Annotated in this window: 18 protein-coding genes; 13 read left to right on the forward strand and 5 right to left on the reverse strand. The window is 46.1% G+C overall.

What is annotated here, in order from left to right:
* Window positions 1–269 precede the first annotated feature (269 nt).
* On the forward strand, window positions 270–2,630 hold the full coding sequence (locus ACKLNH_RS15690) for a glycosyl hydrolase family 18 protein (protein WP_413113205.1): 2,361 nt from the start codon (window positions 270–272) through the stop codon (window positions 2,628–2,630).
* A 183-nt stretch (window positions 2,631–2,813) separates the two neighbouring features.
* On the opposite strand, the gene ACKLNH_RS15695 is transcribed toward ACKLNH_RS15690, so the two are convergent.
* Window positions 2,814–3,698 carry a LysR family transcriptional regulator gene (locus ACKLNH_RS15695; RefSeq protein ID WP_413113206.1) on the reverse strand — a complete coding sequence of 295 codons (885 nt, stop codon included), beginning with the start codon at window positions 3,696–3,698 and terminating at the stop codon, window positions 2,814–2,816.
* Between the two features lie 100 nt (window positions 3,699–3,798).
* Between ACKLNH_RS15695 and ACKLNH_RS15700 the strand changes: the two genes are divergently transcribed.
* Both ACKLNH_RS15700 and ACKLNH_RS15705 read left to right on the forward strand, forming a co-directional pair.
* Window positions 3,799–4,167 (forward strand): DoxX family protein, encoded by a 369-nt coding sequence (locus ACKLNH_RS15700; protein ID WP_413113207.1) that lies wholly within the window; start codon window positions 3,799–3,801, stop codon window positions 4,165–4,167.
* Between the two features lie 144 nt (window positions 4,168–4,311).
* A complete protein-coding gene (locus ACKLNH_RS15705) occupies window positions 4,312–6,483 on the forward strand; it encodes a zinc/cadmium/mercury/lead-transporting ATPase (protein WP_413113208.1) in 2,172 nt (723 codons plus the stop codon).
* 37 nt (window positions 6,484–6,520) lie between these two features.
* Here the strand turns inward: ACKLNH_RS15705 and ACKLNH_RS15710 are convergent, their stop codons facing one another.
* The 4 genes from ACKLNH_RS15710 to hpaH are packed head-to-tail and all read right to left on the reverse strand — an operon-like array spanning window position 6,521 to window position 9,013.
* Window positions 6,521–6,853 carry a hypothetical protein gene (locus ACKLNH_RS15710; RefSeq protein ID WP_413113209.1) on the reverse strand — a complete coding sequence of 111 codons (333 nt, stop codon included), beginning with the start codon at window positions 6,851–6,853 and terminating at the stop codon, window positions 6,521–6,523.
* Window positions 6,854–6,895: 42 nt separating this feature from the next.
* Window positions 6,896–7,357, reverse strand: coding sequence for a homoprotocatechuate degradation operon regulator HpaR (gene hpaR, locus ACKLNH_RS15715; RefSeq protein WP_413113210.1), 462 nt, complete (start codon window positions 7,355–7,357; stop codon window positions 6,896–6,898).
* A gap of 30 nt (window positions 7,358–7,387) precedes the next feature.
* Entirely contained in the window at window positions 7,388–8,197 is an 810-nt protein-coding gene (gene hpaI, locus ACKLNH_RS15720; protein ID WP_413113211.1) for a 4-hydroxy-2-oxoheptanedioate aldolase, read from the reverse strand.
* A 12-nt stretch (window positions 8,198–8,209) separates the two neighbouring features.
* On the reverse strand, window positions 8,210–9,013 hold the full coding sequence (gene hpaH / locus ACKLNH_RS15725) for a 2-oxo-hept-4-ene-1,7-dioate hydratase (RefSeq protein ID WP_413113212.1): 804 nt from the start codon (window positions 9,011–9,013) through the stop codon (window positions 8,210–8,212).
* A 260-nt stretch (window positions 9,014–9,273) separates the two neighbouring features.
* On the opposite strand from hpaH, the gene ACKLNH_RS15730 reads away from it, so the two are divergent.
* From ACKLNH_RS15730 to ACKLNH_RS15775, 10 genes are all read left to right on the forward strand, one after another.
* Window positions 9,274–9,966 carry a fumarylacetoacetate hydrolase family protein gene (locus ACKLNH_RS15730; protein WP_413113213.1) on the forward strand — a complete coding sequence of 231 codons (693 nt, stop codon included), beginning with the start codon at window positions 9,274–9,276 and terminating at the stop codon, window positions 9,964–9,966.
* Window positions 9,967–9,989: 23 nt separating this feature from the next.
* Window positions 9,990–11,453: a 5-carboxymethyl-2-hydroxymuconate semialdehyde dehydrogenase gene (gene hpaE / locus ACKLNH_RS15735; RefSeq protein ID WP_413113214.1), complete on the forward strand. Its 1,464-nt coding sequence runs from the start codon at window positions 9,990–9,992 to the stop codon at window positions 11,451–11,453.
* 100 nt (window positions 11,454–11,553) lie between these two features.
* Window positions 11,554–12,573 carry a TRAP transporter substrate-binding protein gene (locus tag ACKLNH_RS15740; RefSeq protein ID WP_413113215.1) on the forward strand — a complete coding sequence of 340 codons (1,020 nt, stop codon included), beginning with the start codon at window positions 11,554–11,556 and terminating at the stop codon, window positions 12,571–12,573.
* 3 nt (window positions 12,574–12,576) lie between these two features.
* Window positions 12,577–13,125, forward strand: coding sequence for a TRAP transporter small permease (locus ACKLNH_RS15745; RefSeq protein WP_413113216.1), 549 nt, complete (start codon window positions 12,577–12,579; stop codon window positions 13,123–13,125).
* Window positions 13,125–14,450, forward strand: a complete 1,326-nt coding sequence (locus ACKLNH_RS15750) for a TRAP transporter large permease (RefSeq protein ID WP_413113217.1) — start codon at window positions 13,125–13,127, stop codon at window positions 14,448–14,450. The genes ACKLNH_RS15745 and ACKLNH_RS15750 overlap by 1 nt, the downstream gene beginning before the upstream one ends.
* 38 nt (window positions 14,451–14,488) lie before the next feature.
* Window positions 14,489–14,902, forward strand: a complete 414-nt coding sequence (locus ACKLNH_RS15755) for a hypothetical protein (protein ID WP_413113218.1) — start codon at window positions 14,489–14,491, stop codon at window positions 14,900–14,902.
* A 13-nt stretch (window positions 14,903–14,915) separates the two neighbouring features.
* Complete coding sequence (locus tag ACKLNH_RS15760; protein WP_413113219.1) at window positions 14,916–15,695, forward strand: fumarylacetoacetate hydrolase family protein; 780 nt, start codon at window positions 14,916–14,918, stop codon at window positions 15,693–15,695.
* A 20-nt stretch (window positions 15,696–15,715) separates the two neighbouring features.
* Entirely contained in the window at window positions 15,716–16,561 is an 846-nt protein-coding gene (gene hpaD / locus ACKLNH_RS15765) for a 3,4-dihydroxyphenylacetate 2,3-dioxygenase (RefSeq protein ID WP_413113220.1), read from the forward strand.
* A 38-nt stretch (window positions 16,562–16,599) separates the two neighbouring features.
* Window positions 16,600–17,079 carry a universal stress protein gene (locus ACKLNH_RS15770; RefSeq protein ID WP_413113221.1) on the forward strand — a complete coding sequence of 160 codons (480 nt, stop codon included), beginning with the start codon at window positions 16,600–16,602 and terminating at the stop codon, window positions 17,077–17,079.
* Window positions 17,080–17,095: 16 nt separating this feature from the next.
* Window positions 17,096–18,526 (forward strand): NAD-dependent succinate-semialdehyde dehydrogenase, encoded by a 1,431-nt coding sequence (locus ACKLNH_RS15775; RefSeq protein WP_413113222.1) that lies wholly within the window; start codon window positions 17,096–17,098, stop codon window positions 18,524–18,526.
* Window positions 18,527–18,552 lie beyond the last annotated feature (26 nt).

Below are 18,552 nucleotides of genomic sequence, written 5' to 3' on the forward strand. Positions count from 1 at the left end.
GGCGACAACTGCATTTACTACTGTGATTATTTTACCTCATGAAATAAGTCGCGTTGTGAGTGTTGTTCCTTATCTTGGCTTGGTGATTTAGCTTGAAAAGTTTGAACTGTAACGAGGGTTGCTTAAAAAGTAATCACTCATTGCATGTTTTTTGGGGCTCGAAATCATGATATTGGAATTATCATTACGCAACGCGAAAAAACTTATTCCAGACTGATGTGAATCGCGTAGGAAGCGCGAGAAACCCGTATCAATTTCTGGAGAAGAAAATGCAAACTGGAATAAAACGTACTTTAGCGTCTACTGCGGTCGCTTTAGTATTAGCGACAGGGACATTCTCAGCGGTGCATGCCGCACCGACCCACGATAAGCAAGTTATCGGTTATCTCACTCAGTGGGAAGCATGGAAAGGTGCAGCGGATGGTTTTACCGTTAAAGGTGAAGCAACGCATTTGAACGTAGATATGGATATTTATTCCATCCTCAATTTCTCATTCTTTGGCGTAGCTAAAGATGGTTCACTGCATTCTGGCGACTTGCGTAATAAATCTATTTATCAACCGAATGCAGTGCAAGAGCCTGGTCCATTACTTCACCCTGATGTTTATTCTAGCTGGGACTTCCATATTTTATGGGGTGAGCTGGAGTACATTCATCAATTCCCGGGCAATGAGCCTTGGGAAGAAGCCGCACGTTTGAAAGTAGAAGAACAAGGCTTTGTAAAAGACGGCAATGGTTGGAAGCATGCGCCAACTGGCATCTCTGGCCAAATGCCAATCCCACTGAAGAAAGCGGGTGGTGCGCCGGGCTTAATTGATTTAGCTCATCAGAAGGGCGTGAAAGTGATGGCCTCGCTTGGCGGGTGGTCAATGTCAAAACATTTCCCTGAGATGGCAGCAGATCCCGTTAAGAAAGCACGTTTCCTCGAAGATATCGACAAGCTTCTAGCACTTGGCTTCGATGGGATTGATATCGATTGGGAATATCCGGGTTTTGGCGGTATGAACTTTGGAGGTACTCCAGCGGACTACGCTAACTTCGAGCAACTGATGGAAGACATTCGTGCCAAGATTGGCCCGGATCGTTTGCTGACAGCGGCGTTTTCAGCATCAACGGCAAAACTTGAAGGCTACGATTGGACGCGTTTAGCGAACTCGATGGACTACTTCAACATGATGACTTATGACCTGAATGGTGGTTGGTCAAATGTTGCAGGGCATAATGCGCCGTTGTATCCATACCCTGAAGAGGAATATGCCGATTTAACCTTGGACGATTTACGCGTTTGGATGCAAGCGCGTGGTATCCCGCTTGAAAAAGTGAACTTCGGTGCTGCTTTCTATGGGCGTGGCGTTCAAACAACAGAAGCGACAGCCTATGTTGGTGCGCCAACAGATAAGCGCAACGTTAATTTCTCGGTGGATGGGCCGACGCTGTCTGCGGTTGACTTAACGAACTGGGCCAACTTTGAAGGGCAGCCGAGTTACAACTATATTCTTAAGCAGTCAGGCTGGGATCATCAATGGGATGCCAGTGCAGAAGTACCGTATGCAGTAAAAGGGCAGTTCTTCCTTAGTTATGACGATGAAGCCTCTATTCGTAAAAAAGCCGAGTATATTGTTGATAATGGCATTGGCGGTATCATTGTATGGCAAGTGCATGGTGATATTCAGTGTGAAGGCACCTTTGTTAACTATGGAACTAAGCTGAAACAATGTACGAACTTGCGTTCACCATTGGCAGAGCAAATTGATGCGGTATTTAGTAGTAATGCAGTACCAAATAATCCGCCAGCACTAACGGTTCCTGCTGCGCAAGTTGCTGATGCAGGTCAAACGATTACCTTTACTGTTTCTGCGACAGATATGGATGGTGATAAACTAAACTTCAGCGTAACCAATGCATCTGTTACTGATAATGGTGATGGTACTGCGCTAGTGACTTATACTGCCCCAAATGCTGCTGCTGATACACAAGAAACAGTCGTGGTTACAGTCAGTGATGGGCGTGCGTCAGTGTCTAAGAACGTACTGGTCGACGTGACTGGTAGTGGCATTGTGGTGAACACACCGCCTGTGATCTCTGCGCCCGCAAATGTTGCGGTGAATAGTGGTGAAACGGTTGATATTGCAGTTGTTGCTTCTGATGCTGAAGGGGACAGCTTAACAATTACGGCTAGCGAAGGTGTGGTAACTGTTACCCCAGAAGGCGCAACAGTCGCTTACACTGCGCCAGTTACTGAAACCGATCAAACAGTGGCGTTGACAGTAACGGTTAGCGATGGTGAGTTTACGGCCCAAGCAACTGTGACGGTAGCGGTTAAAGGCAGTGGTGTTAGTGGTGGAGAGTCGACTTGGGATCCAAGCAAAGTCTATACTGCCGGTGATACCGTTGTTCACAATGGCGTTGAATACACGGCGAAGTGGTGGACCCAAGGTGAAGAACCTGGAACCAGTGATGTTTGGGGTGAAGTTGAAGACAATGCTGGTGGAACCACCAATGAGTGGAAGGCGTCGAAAGTGTATACAGGCGGCGACCAAGTGGTTTATCAAGGCGAAACTTACAAAGCCAAATGGTGGACACAAGGTAATGCACCCGGCAATGTAAATGGCCCATGGCAAAAGTTATAAGTCGTGTTGTTAATGCAGTAACGGCTGTTTAAGTTCCCTGCTACCTTCGGGTGGCAGGGCTATTGTAGCCCTCTCTGCTTTAGTGGCAGTCTAGATTAAATGGTATTTTTGCAGTGAGGGGGTCAGTAGCAAGGGCATATTGGATAACGTCAATTGACGCATCGTTGGCTTATCAGTCTCATTTTAAGTCTTAAAATAGGCCGTCAAAAAATCGATAAAAGCACGAATGCGCATTGGTTGATATACACTGTCTTTATAGACAAGGTACATTGGCAACGCCATCGGCTCATATTGCTCCAAGACTAATTTCAGTGAACCGGATTGCAATTCTTCTTCTACCATCCACCTTGGCATTGCAGCTACACCCTGGCTCAATTTCGCCATTTGCACTAGCATCTCTGGACTATCACTTCTAACCTGCTCGTTGACCTTTATTTTGAGGATGTTTTCGCCATCGTTGAAACGCCATAAATCTGATGGTGTCGATAAAGAGTAAGTTAAGCATTGGTGTTGGCTTAGATCATTGGCCTTAACAATCGGCGGGTGTGTGTCCAAATAAGCTGGGGAAGCAAAATAAACCAGCGCATTATCTATCAGCCACTTGGCCCTTAAGCTTGAATCTTTAAGATAGGCTGCCCGAATAGCGATATCTACATCCTCTTCAATCATGTCAACAAACTTATCTGATACCGATACATCAACTGACAAGTCAGGGTGCAGTTTTAAGAATTGACTGAGTGGTTTAGATAACAGTTGAATACTAAATGCGCTGGGAACAGAGAGCGTTAGTAACCCAGCGACCGACACCTGTTCTTGGCGTAGTTGGGACTCAAGTAACCGCATTTCATCGGTCAGCTTTGATGCCAGCTCTAAGTATTGCTGGCCACCTTTAGTGAGGCTAATTGCGCGAGCGTGGCGATGAAACAAGGTAACACCAATATTTTTTTCTAACCACGCAATCTTTTTACTCACCGCGCTTTGAGTCGTATTGAGTTCATTGGCAGCGGCAGTAAAGGTACCAAGCTGTACAACACGAATGAAGACTTTTAGGCAATCGAACTTATCCATTGATATTCCTGTTGAGAATTGTAGTAAGTTAAAAAGTAGCCTTCTTGTGGTCAAATTGGAATGCTTTAATAGCGCCATCATTTGCAGAGGAGTTTAAATTATGTTGTTTGTTCAAGGTCTATTAATCGCATTTTTTCTGTTTGCAGGTTCAGTAAAAATATTTGGTTGGGTCAAGCCAATTTTCGAGCCACAGTTAGCATTTTTTCGACGCTATGGACTTAATCGTGCCGCGATGTTTATCGTTGGCATCATCGAAATCACAGGTGCGTTGGTCATGTTGGTGGGTATGACTCTGTCAAACCCTTTAATCAGCGCTATCGGCGCAGGCTTTATTACATGTACGTCAATAGGGGCGATGTTCTTTCACTTTCGATTCGATACATTCAAAGACGCGATCCCATCAATGGTAACACTCGTACTCTCTCTGCTGGTTGTTGCACCAATAATTAAGATAGTTATTCAGGGATAAGGTTCCGAGAGTCGATTAGGCAGGATCCGTGTTAGTTGCATGTGCTGACACGAGATCGTGTAACGGCGAATACCTTGACAAGCAAAACATATAAACTTATCTTTATATAAGCTTATGTTTATATGTGATGTTGTAGGAAGAATTATGTCTCAGGTGGAAAATACGTGCAGTAGTCAATGTTGCTCATCTCGGCAGCAAAGTGACGTGACTGTTGATGCAATCGGAGAGCGCTATAGCTGGAAAATTGAGGGAATGGACTGCCCAAGCTGTGCTGCAAAAGTTGAGAAAGCGGTCGCGGGTATTAGCGGCATTAAGCAAGTACGTGTTGCGTTTGCAACTGAGCGTCTACTCGTAATCGCCGACCAACAAGCGGAAATCGAAACCGAGGTCGTTACAGCGATAGAAAGCGCAGGCTTTGTTGTCGCTAAAGAGACTCAAGATCAACCTGAGCCTGTGAGCCGATTACAACAATATGGGCGGCTGTTCGCTCTGGCAGGGTTGGTGCTGATTGCTATCGCCTTAAAATCGGTATCGCTCGTTAGTAGTGAATTGTTGTTAATCGCTGCGATTATTTTAGGTGTGCTACCTGTCGCCATGCAGTCATTTAAGCTGATGAGGAGTGGTTCGCCGTTTTCTATCGAAACCTTGATGACGGTCGCTGCAATCGGTGCGTTGTTTTTAGGTGAAACGCTTGAAGCTGCGATGGTATTGTTGCTGTTTGCCGTAGGACAACACCTCGAAAGTTATGCTGCCAAGAGGGCGCGTCAAGGGGTGCAAAAATTAATGGCACTAACGCCAGACAGCGCAATGCAAGTGTTTTCAGATGGTAGAAAAGAGACGGTATCTGCTTCGACATTGCGTCCAGATGATGTAATAGAGGTATTACCTGGTGATCGTTTACCCATAGATGGTGAATTACGTTCTCGTGCAGCTAGCTTTGATGAAAGTGCATTAACGGGAGAGTCTATTCCCGTAGAACGTGAGCCGGGCGAAAAAATTCTTGCCGGTAGTCTACTTGTTGATCGCGCCGTACAGTTAACGGTGGTATCTGAGCCTGGAGAGAGTGCTGTTGACCGTATTATTCACTTAATCGAAGAGGCGGAAGAGCGTAAAGCACCTGTCGAGCGATTCATTGACGCATTTAGCCGTTGGTACACCCCATTAATGATGTTTATCGCTTTGCTGGTGGCGATGGTTCCACCGTTGCTTCTGGCGGAGAGCTGGGATGAGTGGATTTATAAAGCGTTAGCGCTGCTACTCATTGCTTGCCCTTGTGCGTTGGTGATTTCAACGCCAGCGGCTGTCACTTCAGCTTTAGCGACGGCCTCGCGTCACGGGGCGTTGATTAAGGGTGGATTAGCTCTGGAGTTGTTGGGTAATGTAAAAACAGTCGCGTTTGACAAGACCGGAACGTTAACAGAAGGCAAGCCTAAGGTAGTTAGCATAACCACCTTGGGTGGGTCTCAGCAAGAAGATGACATATTGCAATTGGCTTCATCGTTAGAACAAGACTCTAATCATCCATTGGCGCTGGCGATTATGACAGAGGCACAACAACGTGAATTGACCTTAAGCGCCGTTACCGAATCACAAGTGCAAGCTGGAATTGGGATCAGTGGTAGGGTTGATGAGCAGTGGGTGACAGTCAGCTCTCCGCGTCACTTACAAGCAGAACTGGCACGTCTACCTGAAGCTGAAAAACGCGTTTTAGAGCTAGAAAACCACGGCAACACGGTTGCGGTAGTGTTGAGCAATGGGGAAGTTAAAGGGTTGATTGCACTGCGTGACAACTTGCGCCCAGACGCAAAAGACGCGGTAAAGTTGATCAAAGATCTTGGTATTCATTGTGTCATGTTAACTGGGGATAATACGCGAGCTGCTGCTGCGATTGCTAAAGAAATCGGCATGGATTATCGCGCGGAATTGATGCCCGCAGATAAATTGAATACGGTAGAGTCATTGCGGGCAGATGGTTACGTGGCGATGGTCGGTGATGGCATTAATGATGCGCCTGCATTAAAGGCGGCTGAAGTGGGTATTGCGATGGGGACAGGTTCTGATGTTGCGCTCGAAACCGCTGATTGTGCTCTGACCCATAATCGAGTGACCGAATTGTCGTTAATGATTGCATTGTCGAGAAAAACGATGGGCATCGTGCGCCAAAATATCATGCTAGCAATAGGAAGTAAGGCTGTCTTTTTAATCACCACGTTACTAGGGGTCACGGGTTTGTGGGCCGCAGTATTAGCCGATACCGGTGCGACCGCATTGGTGACGTTAAACGCGTTACGTTTATTGCGCTTTTATCAACGCTAAAGGAAAAGGCACCGTAAGGTGCCTTTTTCACATCTGATTACTCGCTGCTCTGTTGGCGCATATGGGGGTATTGTTCAAGAATGGCATCTGACAAAGACTTGGCCGTGTTAGAGAACAATCGCCAGTCACGTTTTAGCTCCCGTGAGGCAGCGTGAAACAGATCGGCATTGTAGTTATCTCCTAAAGATTGCATCGCAATCCCAGCCGCACTAAAAAATCCTGCCATCACCATGATGGTAGACTTATCCGGATTTCCTTCACGACTAATACTATTAAAGCCATTTACCAAAGCATTATGGTAGTGCTGTAGAAGATGCTTTGCTTGGCGTCGGTTAATCTCTTCCAAGAGTTGTTGATTGGTCAGTGACATAAACGGAGTTGCTATAATGTTTTTATTAAATATAGAAGCGGCCTAAATGACTTTAGCCTTAACTTTTTCTGTTGTTTTGGTCTGCTGTAGCTTGTTATAGACCTTATCTAACACTTGAGTGAACTCGTCGACTAAATCATCACCGATATCAACGCGCATTTGTTGGTAACAGCGTTCAACTTGTGGGCTGAGTTGTTCAAATTTATCTCGTGCCGGCGTTGTCATACCGATAATAAACTTCCTTTTGTCATCAATCAGTTTGCGGCGATAGATATAACCACTTTGCTCTAATCGGTTTAGCATGCCTGTCATGCTAGGAGCTAGAATATTGCAATGCAGTGCCAACTGTGAAGGTTCTAGCTCCTTGAACTCAAACAATGCCCTGAGTATCCGCCATTGCTGATCGGTGAGGTCGTTTTGCGTGAGTATTGGTCGGAAATACGCCATCATACTATCGCGAGTTTTTAGTAGCTTTAAGGGCAGTGAGTCGTCAAATTTTCTCATATAATCAATTATCCATTTGATGAATATATTTTAATATACGGAATCTTCGACCGTTTGTAGACCTGATGGTTTCGATTTAAAGTGATTTAATAGAGATTTTGCCTCTTTTGCGAGCAAACTTGTATCTACGCCAACAGCAACGAAGGTAGCGCCAAGTTCAAGGTAGTGCTGAGCCAGTGTGGGGCTTGCACTAAGGATCCCTGCTGCTTTGCCTGCCTGTTTGATATCTATGATGGCTTGATCGATGATTTTTTGTACCTCTGGGTGACTGGGGTTACCTAAATGCCCCAGTGCCGCAGAGAGGTCCATTGGACCAATGAATACCCCATCAACGCCCTCGACATTGAGAATTTCAGGTAAACTTGCCAACCCTTTTGCCGACTCTATTTGTACCAATAAACACATTTCTTTGTCTGCTTGGTGCAGGTAATCAGTAATACTGTTCCATTGTGATGCGCGAGCAAGTGCGCTGCCTACACCCCGAATACCGTATGGTGGGTAGTGCATGGCACTGACCAATTGTCCTGCTTGTTCGGCAGATTCAACCATTGGAATTAGCAATGTTTTTGCGCCAATGTCTAGCAACTGTTTTATTACCACAGGATCATCGCTAGGGGGTCGAATGACGGGCTCTGATGCGTAGGGGGCAATGGCCTGTAATTGTAGCAATAATGATTGAAGCGTATTTGGCGCATGCTCACCATCAAGGAGCAGCCAGTCGTAGCCAGCGGTAGCAATGATCTCTGCGCTATAACTGTTTGCCATCCCGACCCACATACCGATTTGAGGCGTCGCTTGTTGCAGTGATTGCTTAAATTTATTGGGTTTGATTTTCATCATCGATCCTTAGCATTAAACGAATTGACAGCTTATAGCACCCATGTCGCCATAATCGACATAGAAAGTATCCCCTTTTCTGGCGGGAACCGGGCGCGTAAAGGAACCAGCAAGAATTATTTGTCCAGGCTCAAGTGCAACATCGTAAGGCGCAAGCTTGTTGGCTAACCACGCGATGCCGTTAGCCGGATGATTTAACACCGCCGCCGCAACGCCAGACTCTTCTATGACGCCATTTCTAGTGAGCAATGCAGAGACCCAACGCAGGTCGATATCAGCAGGTTTGACTAGACGCCCGCCCAACACAATACCGGCATTTGCTGCGTTGTCTGAGATGGTATCAAACACTTTGCGTGGTTTTTTACTGACAGGATCGATTGATTGGCTTCTAGCATCAATGATCTCAATGGCAGGAATAACATAGTCAGTGGCATTGTATACATCGAAAAGAGTGACACCAGGCCCTTTAAGTGGGGACTTTAATATGAAAGCTAGCTCGACTTCTACGCGTGGCACAATGAAACGATCGACGGGAATTTGTGCCCCGTTATCAAATAGCATATCGTCCAGCAACGTGCCGTAATCAGGCTCATCAATTTGTGAGCTGTACTGCATTGCTTTAGACGTTAAACCAATTTTATGTCCAATTACTTTCCTTCCTTCCGCGAGCTTCATTTCAACCCATGTTCTCTGAATGGCATAAGCATCATCGATTGATATCTCTGGATATTGCAAAGAAAGTTGTTTTATCTGTTCCCGCTTCACTTCGGCTTGATGTAGCAGTGAAGCTGCATAATTGACATCTTCAGTTGTAAGCATTCTATTTCCCTTTCTAGCTCTCTAATTAATATATTAACTATTGCGCTTTTGAGGATCTAATGTCAATAGTTGCTGTCTTTTTTGTTTCTAGGATGTTAAATAATATGTGATAACTATCATGGTTTTGTATAAATATACCAAATTTACATACTAATTTGTTTCGTTATAGTTTAGTTTATTTGTGTGGTTAATATGTTAATTAATTATTTGTCATGTGGATGGCTCTCGCTTGGTCATTTGCTGGGCTTATGGGAACGGTTATGAAAAATGAAACGATGATAGACAAGGAAAGATCGGTGTTAGGTGTTGCAGTTAACACTGATTCGCATGCAAAGGCGTGTGAGCTTCAGCTACCCAAAAACCCTATTTTGTATTTTAAGACGCCTAACACATTGGTGGCGCATGAAGCCCCGGTTCAAAAACCTGATCAGGTCAGCTTCTATACGCCACAAGCGGAGTTGGTCGTTGTGATCGGCGAAGTCATTCATCGCATAGAAAAAGAGCAAGCGATGGAGGCGGTATCTGGTTACACCATATTAAATAATTTTACCGCGCAAGAGTGGGTTCGTGGTTATTACCGTCCCCCGGTTAAAGCCAAAAACTTTGATGGTTCTGGGGCGCTAGGGCCATTGGTCGTGGCTGCTGAGCAAATTGCTGACCCGCATGACTTGGCGGTAACCACCAAGGTCAATGGCGAGGTTATCTCAAACGATTCAACGGCAAGCTATGTTCATCGTATTGAAGAGGTTATTTATTGGGCCGCGAGTTTTCTTACGTTATACCCCGGCGACATGATTGCTATGGGATGCGTGAGTCAACTGACACCGGTAAATGCTGGGGATGTGGTCGAAGTGACCATCGACGGGATCGGCACACTGCGAAATACATTGGTATCAGAACAGCAATTCTATGCGACTGAATCCGTTGCAGAAGAAACAATTGCAGAGCTTTAAGTGTAAAGGTAAGGGCGAACTCAATGATCAAAAATTACATCAATGGTGTGTGGCTAGATAGCCCTACATCTTTCACAACCTATAACCCAGCAACGGGAGAAGCCATCGCGCAAGTAGCTGAAGCGACGGCAGAGCAAGTTGCTATGGCAACGCAAGCTGCGAAAGAGGCATTTCCAGCATGGGCAAATATGCCAGTTAAACAGCGCTGCCAGATTATCAACCGTATTGGGGACTTGATTCTCGATAATGTTGAGACCCTTGCAGAGTTGGAAACACGAGATACTGGTTTACCCCTGTACCAAACACGTAATGCGCTTATACCAAGGGCGGCGGATAACTTCTATTTCTTTGCTGAAACAGCAAAACAGATGAATGGGCATACTTATCCGGTCGATGATCAAATGCTTAACTACACCTTGTACCAGCCAGTGGGTGTTTGTGCGTTGATTTCACCGTGGAATGTTCCGTTTATGACCGGAACATGGAAGAGCGCGCCGTGCCTAGCGTTGGGTAATACCGCTGTAATGAAGCAATCTGAATTATCGCCAATGACAACCAATTTCCTAGGTCAAATCATGGAAGAGGCGGGCGTACCTAAAGGGGTCTATAACATCGTTCATGGCCACGGTCGTACGACGGGGCAGGCATTGATTAGTGATCATAATGTGAATGCTATCTCATTTACTGGGGGAACTGAAACAGGCAAAAACATTATTGCAACCGCTGGATTGAAAAAGTTCTCGATGGAATTGGGGGGCAAATCGCCAGTGATGATTTTTGATGATTGCGACTGGGAAAGAGCCATGGACGCGGCGCTGTTTGGTATTTTCTCCATCAATGGTGAACGTTGCACGGCAGGGTCAAGAATCTTTGTTCAAGAAAGTATCTATGAGCGTTTTTGTGATGAATTCGCGCAACGAGCTGCAAACATCCGATGCGGTGATCCGATGTCAATGGAGACCAAAGTAGGCTCGCTGATTTCGCAATCACATTATGAAAAAGTGACGGGTTACATCCGCCTCGGCATCGAAGAGGGAGCGACGCTGTTATGTGGGGGGCCTGAGAAGCCTGACTATCTTCCTGAGCACTTAAAAGATGGACATTTTGTTGCTCCAACAGTTTTCAGAGATGTAAACAATCAGATGCGAATTGCCCGCGAGGAGATATTTGGTCCTGTAGCTGTGCTGATTCCCTTTACCAATGAAGACGATGTTATCGCGATGGCTAATGATAATGAGTACGGCTTGGCATCTTATTTATGGACGCAAGACAACGGGCGTGTGCATCGTGTTTCTCGCCAGATTGAATCTGGCATGATGTTTGTTAATAGCCAGAATGTTCGTGATTTACGCACCCCGTTTGGTGGTGTGAAGGCATCGGGAACAGGACGCGAAGGCGGTCTATTTAGCTTCGAAGTCTTTACTGAACCGAAGAATATCTGCATCTCACTGGGACATCACCCTATTCCTAAATGGGGAGTGAAATAATTTCTATACATATTGGTGGGTAGCTCACTCGCCAGCAAGCGTGCTTTGCCAAAACTAAAACATAAGTAAAGCCAGTTAACAAAAGGAATGAGAGGCAAGAATGAATAAATTATTAACACTATGTGCAATGACTTTACTGACATCCAGCGCGTCGGCGTTAGCAGCTACCGAACTACGTGTGGCGACTTGGCTCCCTCCGACTCACCCAATGAATGAAGTCGCGCTGCCAACATGGGCAGAGTGGGTTGAGGAAGCCACTGAAGGGCGAGTAACGGTAAAACTCGAATACGATGTGGGACACCCGAAGAGCTATTTTGATTTGGTAGAAGATGGGGTTGTCGATATCGGTTGGTCTCTACATGGGTATGTGCCTGGGCGTTTTATTGCTTCGGAAGTAGCAGAGCAACCAGCAGTTAATGCGAATGCCGAGGCGAGTTCGGTTGCTTACTGGCGAGTCAATGAAGCCTACCTGTCTGCTGCGCAAGAGCATGAAGGTTTAGTGCTTTTGTCTTTATTTACCAATGGCCCAAGTGTTCTGCATTTACGTGAGCCTGTTGAGAGTGTCTCTGAACTAAAAGGGTTGAAAATACGTGCACCAGGAGGGATTGCTGCGGAGGTGGGTAAGCGACTGGAACTGACCAATGTTAGTGCTCCTGCACCTAAGATTTACGAGATGCTTCAACAAGGGGTGATTGATGGCGTATTGATTGCGCGCCTTGATCAAAAAGCTCTAAAGCTTAACGAAGTAACGGAACAAATCATTGAATATCCTGGTGGTCTGTTCCGAGGCAGCTTCTCTATGTTCATGAGCGAATATACCTTTGATGATCTTAGCCCGCAGGATCGTGATGCCATTCTTTCTGTTTCTGGTGAAAGGCTGTCCGCTATGATTGGCCAGGTTTGGGATAGCGCAGACATTACGGGATTGGAAGCCGCGGCAAACCGCGATGTGCAATATACCCAATTGTCAGCTGATAGTGCGATGGCACAGGAAATCAGTGTTCGTATTGCCGACGTGAGTGAGGACTGGGTTCAGCGTGTTGAAAAACGAGATGTTAACGGGAAGCTTGCATTACAGTCTTTCAAAACCATTGCTGAGTCATATCAGGGACAGGAGTAAGTCATGCGGTTTGTTCAGTGGGTAGAAGAAACATACGACGATCTTGGCATGATGCGATGGGTCGCTTTTGGACTTGAGTTAATTGCAGGTATTGCGTTACTGGGTTTAATGGCAGTGACATGTGTCGATGTGGTTGGGCGATATTTCTTTAGTAGCCCGATAGAGGCGGCCACTGAACTGACTGAAATTGGTATTGCTGTCATCGTGTTTGCTGAGATGCCGGTCATTACGTTACGTAATGGGCATGTTGCTGTCGATATTCTAGATCGTTTTATTAGTCCGTTAGTGATGAAAATATTCGGTACCCTTTCTGCAGTTTTGATTAGCGGTGCATTTTATTTCCTCGCATTTCGGATCTGGGAATTGGCAGCACGCTCAATGCGGCGTAGTGAAACAACGGAACATCTCGGCGTCCCCGTTGGCGTCATTATCCAATATGTTGCCATCATGAGCTGGATTACTGCTGCTTTGATGCTGACGTGGGGAATATATAAGCTCTGGTCAGACAGTGCAGAACCCTCAGATATTCCCGTTGTCATGGAGGAGAAATAATGGACGTTGCTTTAATGGGGTTTGCGGTATTGCTTGCAATGATTGTGCTTGTGCGCATGCCGATCGCACTAGCAATGGGTTTAGTGGGGTTCTTTGGCTTTGCCTTGCTACAAGGGTTAGGGTTCGATAACTTTTTCGAGTTTCGCTGGAACAGTGTGTTAACCATGGCATCACGTCGGGTGTTGGACACTGCGCAAGACTATAACCTTTCAGTGATCCCACTATTTATACTCATGGGTAATTTGGTAACCCAATCTGGAATGTCAAAAGAGCTATATGCGGCGGCCAATGCCATGCTTGGGCATCGCAAAGGTGGGCTTTCTATGGCTACCGTGGTGGCCTGCGGTGGGTTTTCGGCAATTTGTGGTTCGAGCTTGGCGACAACGGCAACCATGTCAAAAGTAGCGCTGCCCCCAATGCGTAAATATGGTTACTCAGATGCATTAGCAACCGCATCCATTGCTGCAGGTGGGACATTAGGCATATTGATCCCGCCTAGCGTCATTCTCGTGCTTTACGGCTTGTTAACTGAAACCAGTATTCGTGAGCTATTTGCGGCGGGCTTTTTACCTGGGTTGCTAGGGATAGGGTTCTATTTATTGGCTGTTCGTTACACAGTGTGGCGAAATCCAGAAGCTGGTCCATGTGGCGAAAAACTAAACTGGGCGCAACGGTGGCAGGCCATTAAACAAGTGCGTGGCATAACGGGTTTGTTCTTGTTGGTTATCGGCGGCGTTTATGGTGGGATGTTCACCCCGACAGAAGCGGCAGGGATTGGTGCTGGAGGCGCGTTTGCGATCGCAATTAGTCGTCGCTCACTGAATTGGAAGAATCTCTTTGAAGTATTAGCTGACTCTATCCGTACCACCGCAATGATTTTTGCTGTATTGATCGGTGCCCTCATTTTCTCCAACTTCATCAACCGTGCCGGAATGACGGATGACCTACTAACCATGGTTAATAGTTATCAGCTATCTCCGATGACGGTCATTTTCGTAATTCTGGCCATTTACATCATGTTGGGGATGGTTTTTGAATCACTATCAATGCTGTTGTTAACCGTGCCCGTCTTTTTCCCTCTGGTGGCGAGCTTGGGATTCGACCCGGTGTGGTTTGGTATTGTTGTGGTGGTGGTGACAGAGATCAGCCTTATTACCCCGCCCGTTGGCATGAATGTATTTGTGCTTAGCGCGGTGCTCAAAGATGTTAAGACGGGCACGATCTTTAAAGGTGTTACACCGTTCTGGTGTGTAGACATGCTGCGGTTATTACTGATTACGTTGTTCGCACAAATCGCCCTGTTTTTACCTCGGATGATTTATTAACAAAAAATGCGTGTTGGCCAGTACGGTAAGGAGAAGGTATGCCACATTTTATTATTGATTATTCCAGCAACCTAAAACCCGAAGCTGATTTCACCGTTTTATTTGATGCCTTGCAAGACTATGTGACAGTGTCACCAACGTTCCCATTAGCTGGGTGTCGTTGTCGCGCGCTAGCTTGTCCCGATTTTCGAGTGGCTAATGGCAATTCGCGTTTTGGATATATGCATGTCAATTTGCGTGTTGGCTCAGGGCGAACGAGTGGTGAGTTAGCGGAAGCGGGAGATGAGTTGGTACAAATTGTGAAGCAGTGGGTTGAGCAACTGCAGAATAAAACAGGACTTCTCTGTGCGCTATCTTTTGAAATTAGTCAGATAGATCCAGAGCTGACATGGAAAGATAATCCTATAAGGGCAGCCATGGCAGAAGAAAAGCGTTTGCAGAATCAGGTTTAAAAGGAAGATAAAAATGAAAAGAGCACGCGTCGAAATAAACGGTGTAGAAAAAAATGTTATCTGTTTTGATGACTACTCTGTCGAGACTGAAGATGGCCAGTGCTATCGGGAAGATGAAGTGCGTTGGTTGCCGCCACGACATGGGGTATTGATGGGATTAGCTCTTAACTATGCCGATCATGCAGCAGAGCTTGCCTTTGATAAGCCTGAAAGCCCGATTATTTTTATTAAATCGGGTTCGAGTGTCAACGCACACAATGAAAAGGCCTTTAGACCAGACAATGTCAAGTATATGCATTATGAGTCGGAGCTTGTGGTCGTGATAGGTAAAACGGCATCAAAAGTGTCGCGTGAAAATGCAATGGACTACGTCGGCGGATATACCGTTTGCAATGAACTAACTGTGAGGGATTACCTTGAAGACTACTCGCGACCGCCAATCAAAGTGAAAAATTTGCGCGGGTTTGGCCCATTAGGCCCTTGGATTGTCGATAAAGAGGACATTGCAGACCCACACGTACTGGCGGTAAAAACTTATGTGAACGGTGAATTGCGCCAGGAAGGAAATACGTCGGATCTGATTTTTGATATTCCTGAATTGATAGCCTATATCAGCGACTTCATGACGTTACAGCCTGGTGACATGATAGCGACAGGCACACCTAAAGGGCTATCAGACATCGTACCTGGCGACGTGGTGGAAGTGGAAGTGGAAGGGGTGGGCAAGCTACGCACCTATTTAGTGACAGAAGAAGAGTACTACAACCAACGTGAACTGGTTGCCGAGTCGTGATCAAATAAAGGAGAACTAGGATGGGAAAAATAGCTTTAGCCGCCAAAATTACGCATGTCCCTTCAATGATTATTTCAGAGCAACCGGGTCCACATCACGGCTGCAGAGACGAGGCGATTGCGGGGCTAAAAGAGATCGGCGACCGAGCGAGGGCGTTGGGCGTAGATACCTTTATTGTGTTTGATACGCATTGGTTGGTGAATGCGGCGTATCACATTAACGGCAATGCTGAAAATCAGGGCTGTTTTACCAGTCATGAGTTCCCGCACTTTATCCAAAATCTCGATTATCAGTATCAAGGTAACGTGAGTTTAGCGCATGCGATTGCGGAATGTAGTCGTGACAAGGGGGTGAACGCGCTATCGCATGAAGTGGATACGTTAACGTTAGAATACGGCACGATTGTTCCAATGCGTTATATGAATCCTGAAGCAGATATAAAGGTCATCTCTATTGCCGCTTGGTGTACGCGTCATGAACTGAGTGACTCGATGGCGTTGGGAAGCGCGGTGGCAGAGGCGGTTGAGCGCAGTGATAGCACCGTAGCAATATTGGCATCAGGTTCGTTATCTCACCTTATCTGGGAAAACCGTAAGGTGGCGGAAGGAATGTTTACGATTTCTAGTGAGTTCAACCGTCAAGTTGATTTGCGGGTGATGGAACTTTGTGAAAAAGGTGAGATTGCCACACTGATTGATATATTGCCGGAATACGCGGCGTCTTGTGCTGGTGAAGGCGGCATGCATGATACGGCAATGCTATTAGGGGCGTTGGGAGGAAAAGATTATCAAGGAAAGGCGGAAATTGTGACGCCTTACTTCCCAAGCTCTGGCACTGGTCAGTGTAATATGATCTTTCCTGTATAAGGCAGCAAAGGAATGGGCAGTCTAGTTAGGGGTTAAAAATGTTACCAGAAATCAAAACCATATTGTATGCCACTGACCTACAAAATGGTTCACGGCAGGCGTTTCGTTATGCAATAAAGTTAGCACAAACCTATCAAGCACATATTGTGTTTATGAATGCGATAGAGCCACGGCAAAAGCGCGTGCTAAAGCAGTTAAAAAATGAGCTACCCAGTAGTGATGTTAATGACATGAACGCTGAAGGAATCCATGCGCTGCAGCACAAAATGCGTGAACGTTTGTCGCGATTTATTGAGGATGAGAAGCCCGACATTGATCCACAAAAAATCGAAATGATAATTGTGGAGGACAGCCAACCAGAGCAAGCGATACTGTATACAGCAAAAAAATATGGTGTTGATTTGGTTGTGATGGGCTATCACCACGGACGCAATATGAGTAAGCTTTTTCAAGGCGTCACGACCAATAAAGTAATAAAAGCCAGTGATTTACCTGTTCTAATTGTTCCACTGGCATAACGGATAAGGCAGAACAATGGATAAGGTAAAGAACGCACCGCTACTTAATTGTCTTCTTGATAATGAAGTCGATGGGTTAGCGGTAACTAACCCTGCAACTGGCGAGCTGATCGGCCACGTGCCATGTGCCACACCAGAAGATGTTAATACAGCGATAGAGCAAGCCGCGGTTGCACAAAAAGCGTGGCAACAACGAAGTGCTGAGCAGCGGGCGGAGATCCTGCTGCGTTGGTATCAGTTGTTGATGAGCAATAAAGAGGACTTGGCGCGAATACTCACTTTAGAGCAAGGCAAGCCATTGTCTGAATCTCGAGGGGAAGTTGCTTATGGTGCCTCTTTTGTGCAGTGGTTTGCAGAAGAAGCGAAGCGTGCTTATGGTAGATCTATTCCAGCTCCCGCAAATGATAGACGTATTATCACCATTAAGCAGCCAGTCGGGGTAGCAGCAGCGATTACGCCGTGGAATTTCCCAATTGCGATGATTACCAGAAAAGCGGCGCCCGCATTAGCAGCAGGGTGTGCTTTTGTGTGTAAACCAGCAGAAGCAACGCCATTGTCAGCGTTTGCTGTCGCTGAATTAGCCTATCAAGCCGGGATTCCGAAAGAGCTGCTGAGCATTATCGTTAGTACAAATCCTGCTGAAGTGGGTGAGGTATTATGCCAGAGTGAAACGGTGCGTAAGCTAAGTTTTACTGGTTCAACGCAAGTGGGGCGAAAACTGATTGCCCAATGCGCAGCAACGGTAAAGCGCACGTCAATGGAGTTGGGCGGCAATGCGCCGTTTATTGTATTGGCGGATGCTGACATTCCGAAAGCGGTCGAGGGGGCAGTAAAATCAAAGTTCCGCAATGCTGGGCAAACGTGTGTTTGTGCTAACCGTTTTTATGTTCATGACAGTGTTTACGATGAGTTTATTGAGCAATATAAACGTGCCGTAGCCACACTGGTTGTTGGTAATGGTTTAAATCTCGATACGGATATTGGTCCACTAATTAATGCCGCAGCAAAAGAGAAAGTGGAACAACTGATCGCATCAACACTGGATGCCGGAGCAACGCTGATAACGGGCGGAAAATCGTTATCAGGCTTGTTTATTCAGCCCACCATTTTAGGAGACGTAACTCAAAGCATGCCTATCGTTAAAGAGGAAATTTTTGGCCCTGTCGCGCCAGTGATTCGCTTTAGTGATACGAATGCATTATTGACGATGGCCAATGACAGTATCTTCGGTTTAGCCGCCTATTTTTATGGCAATAATATGGCTGAGATCTGGCATATTGCTGAAGCGTTAGAGTTTGGCATGGTAGGCATCAATGAAGGCATCATCTCTAGTGCGGTGGCACCGTTTGGTGGGGTAAAACAATCGGGTTATGGTCGAGAGGGTGCGCAAGAAGGGTTAGATGAATACCTTGATACGAAATATCTGTGTTTCGGTGGCCTCGAATAACCTCCATCGAGGCATACTCCAATAAG

Source organism: Thaumasiovibrio clandestinus (assembly GCF_047250365.1).
Taxonomy (GTDB): Bacteria; Pseudomonadota; Gammaproteobacteria; order Enterobacterales; family Vibrionaceae; genus Thaumasiovibrio.

What these genes read in the sequence shown, in the direction of transcription:
- ACKLNH_RS15690 (WP_413113205.1), top strand. Translation starts at nt 270, where the DNA reads ATGCAAACTGGAATAAAACGTACTTTAGCGTCTACTGCGGTCGCTTTA.
- ACKLNH_RS15695 (WP_413113206.1), bottom strand. Translation starts at nt 3,698, where the DNA reads ATGGATAAGTTCGATTGCCTAAAAGTCTTCATTCGTGTTGTACAGCTT.
- ACKLNH_RS15700 (WP_413113207.1), top strand. Translation starts at nt 3,799, where the DNA reads ATGTTGTTTGTTCAAGGTCTATTAATCGCATTTTTTCTGTTTGCAGGT.
- ACKLNH_RS15705 (WP_413113208.1), top strand. Translation starts at nt 4,312, where the DNA reads ATGTCTCAGGTGGAAAATACGTGCAGTAGTCAATGTTGCTCATCTCGG.
- ACKLNH_RS15710 (WP_413113209.1), bottom strand. Translation starts at nt 6,853, where the DNA reads ATGTCACTGACCAATCAACAACTCTTGGAAGAGATTAACCGACGCCAA.
- hpaR (WP_413113210.1), bottom strand. Translation starts at nt 7,357, where the DNA reads ATGAGAAAATTTGACGACTCACTGCCCTTAAAGCTACTAAAAACTCGC.
- hpaI (WP_413113211.1), bottom strand. Translation starts at nt 8,197, where the DNA reads ATGATGAAAATCAAACCCAATAAATTTAAGCAATCACTGCAACAAGCG.
- hpaH (WP_413113212.1), bottom strand. Translation starts at nt 9,013, where the DNA reads ATGCTTACAACTGAAGATGTCAATTATGCAGCTTCACTGCTACATCAA.
- ACKLNH_RS15730 (WP_413113213.1), top strand. Translation starts at nt 9,274, where the DNA reads ATGAAAAATGAAACGATGATAGACAAGGAAAGATCGGTGTTAGGTGTT.
- hpaE (WP_413113214.1), top strand. Translation starts at nt 9,990, where the DNA reads ATGATCAAAAATTACATCAATGGTGTGTGGCTAGATAGCCCTACATCT.
- ACKLNH_RS15740 (WP_413113215.1), top strand. Translation starts at nt 11,554, where the DNA reads ATGAATAAATTATTAACACTATGTGCAATGACTTTACTGACATCCAGC.
- ACKLNH_RS15745 (WP_413113216.1), top strand. Translation starts at nt 12,577, where the DNA reads ATGCGGTTTGTTCAGTGGGTAGAAGAAACATACGACGATCTTGGCATG.
- ACKLNH_RS15750 (WP_413113217.1), top strand. Translation starts at nt 13,125, where the DNA reads ATGGACGTTGCTTTAATGGGGTTTGCGGTATTGCTTGCAATGATTGTG.
- ACKLNH_RS15755 (WP_413113218.1), top strand. Translation starts at nt 14,489, where the DNA reads ATGCCACATTTTATTATTGATTATTCCAGCAACCTAAAACCCGAAGCT.
- ACKLNH_RS15760 (WP_413113219.1), top strand. Translation starts at nt 14,916, where the DNA reads ATGAAAAGAGCACGCGTCGAAATAAACGGTGTAGAAAAAAATGTTATC.
- hpaD (WP_413113220.1), top strand. Translation starts at nt 15,716, where the DNA reads ATGGGAAAAATAGCTTTAGCCGCCAAAATTACGCATGTCCCTTCAATG.
- ACKLNH_RS15770 (WP_413113221.1), top strand. Translation starts at nt 16,600, where the DNA reads ATGTTACCAGAAATCAAAACCATATTGTATGCCACTGACCTACAAAAT.
- ACKLNH_RS15775 (WP_413113222.1), top strand. Translation starts at nt 17,096, where the DNA reads ATGGATAAGGTAAAGAACGCACCGCTACTTAATTGTCTTCTTGATAAT.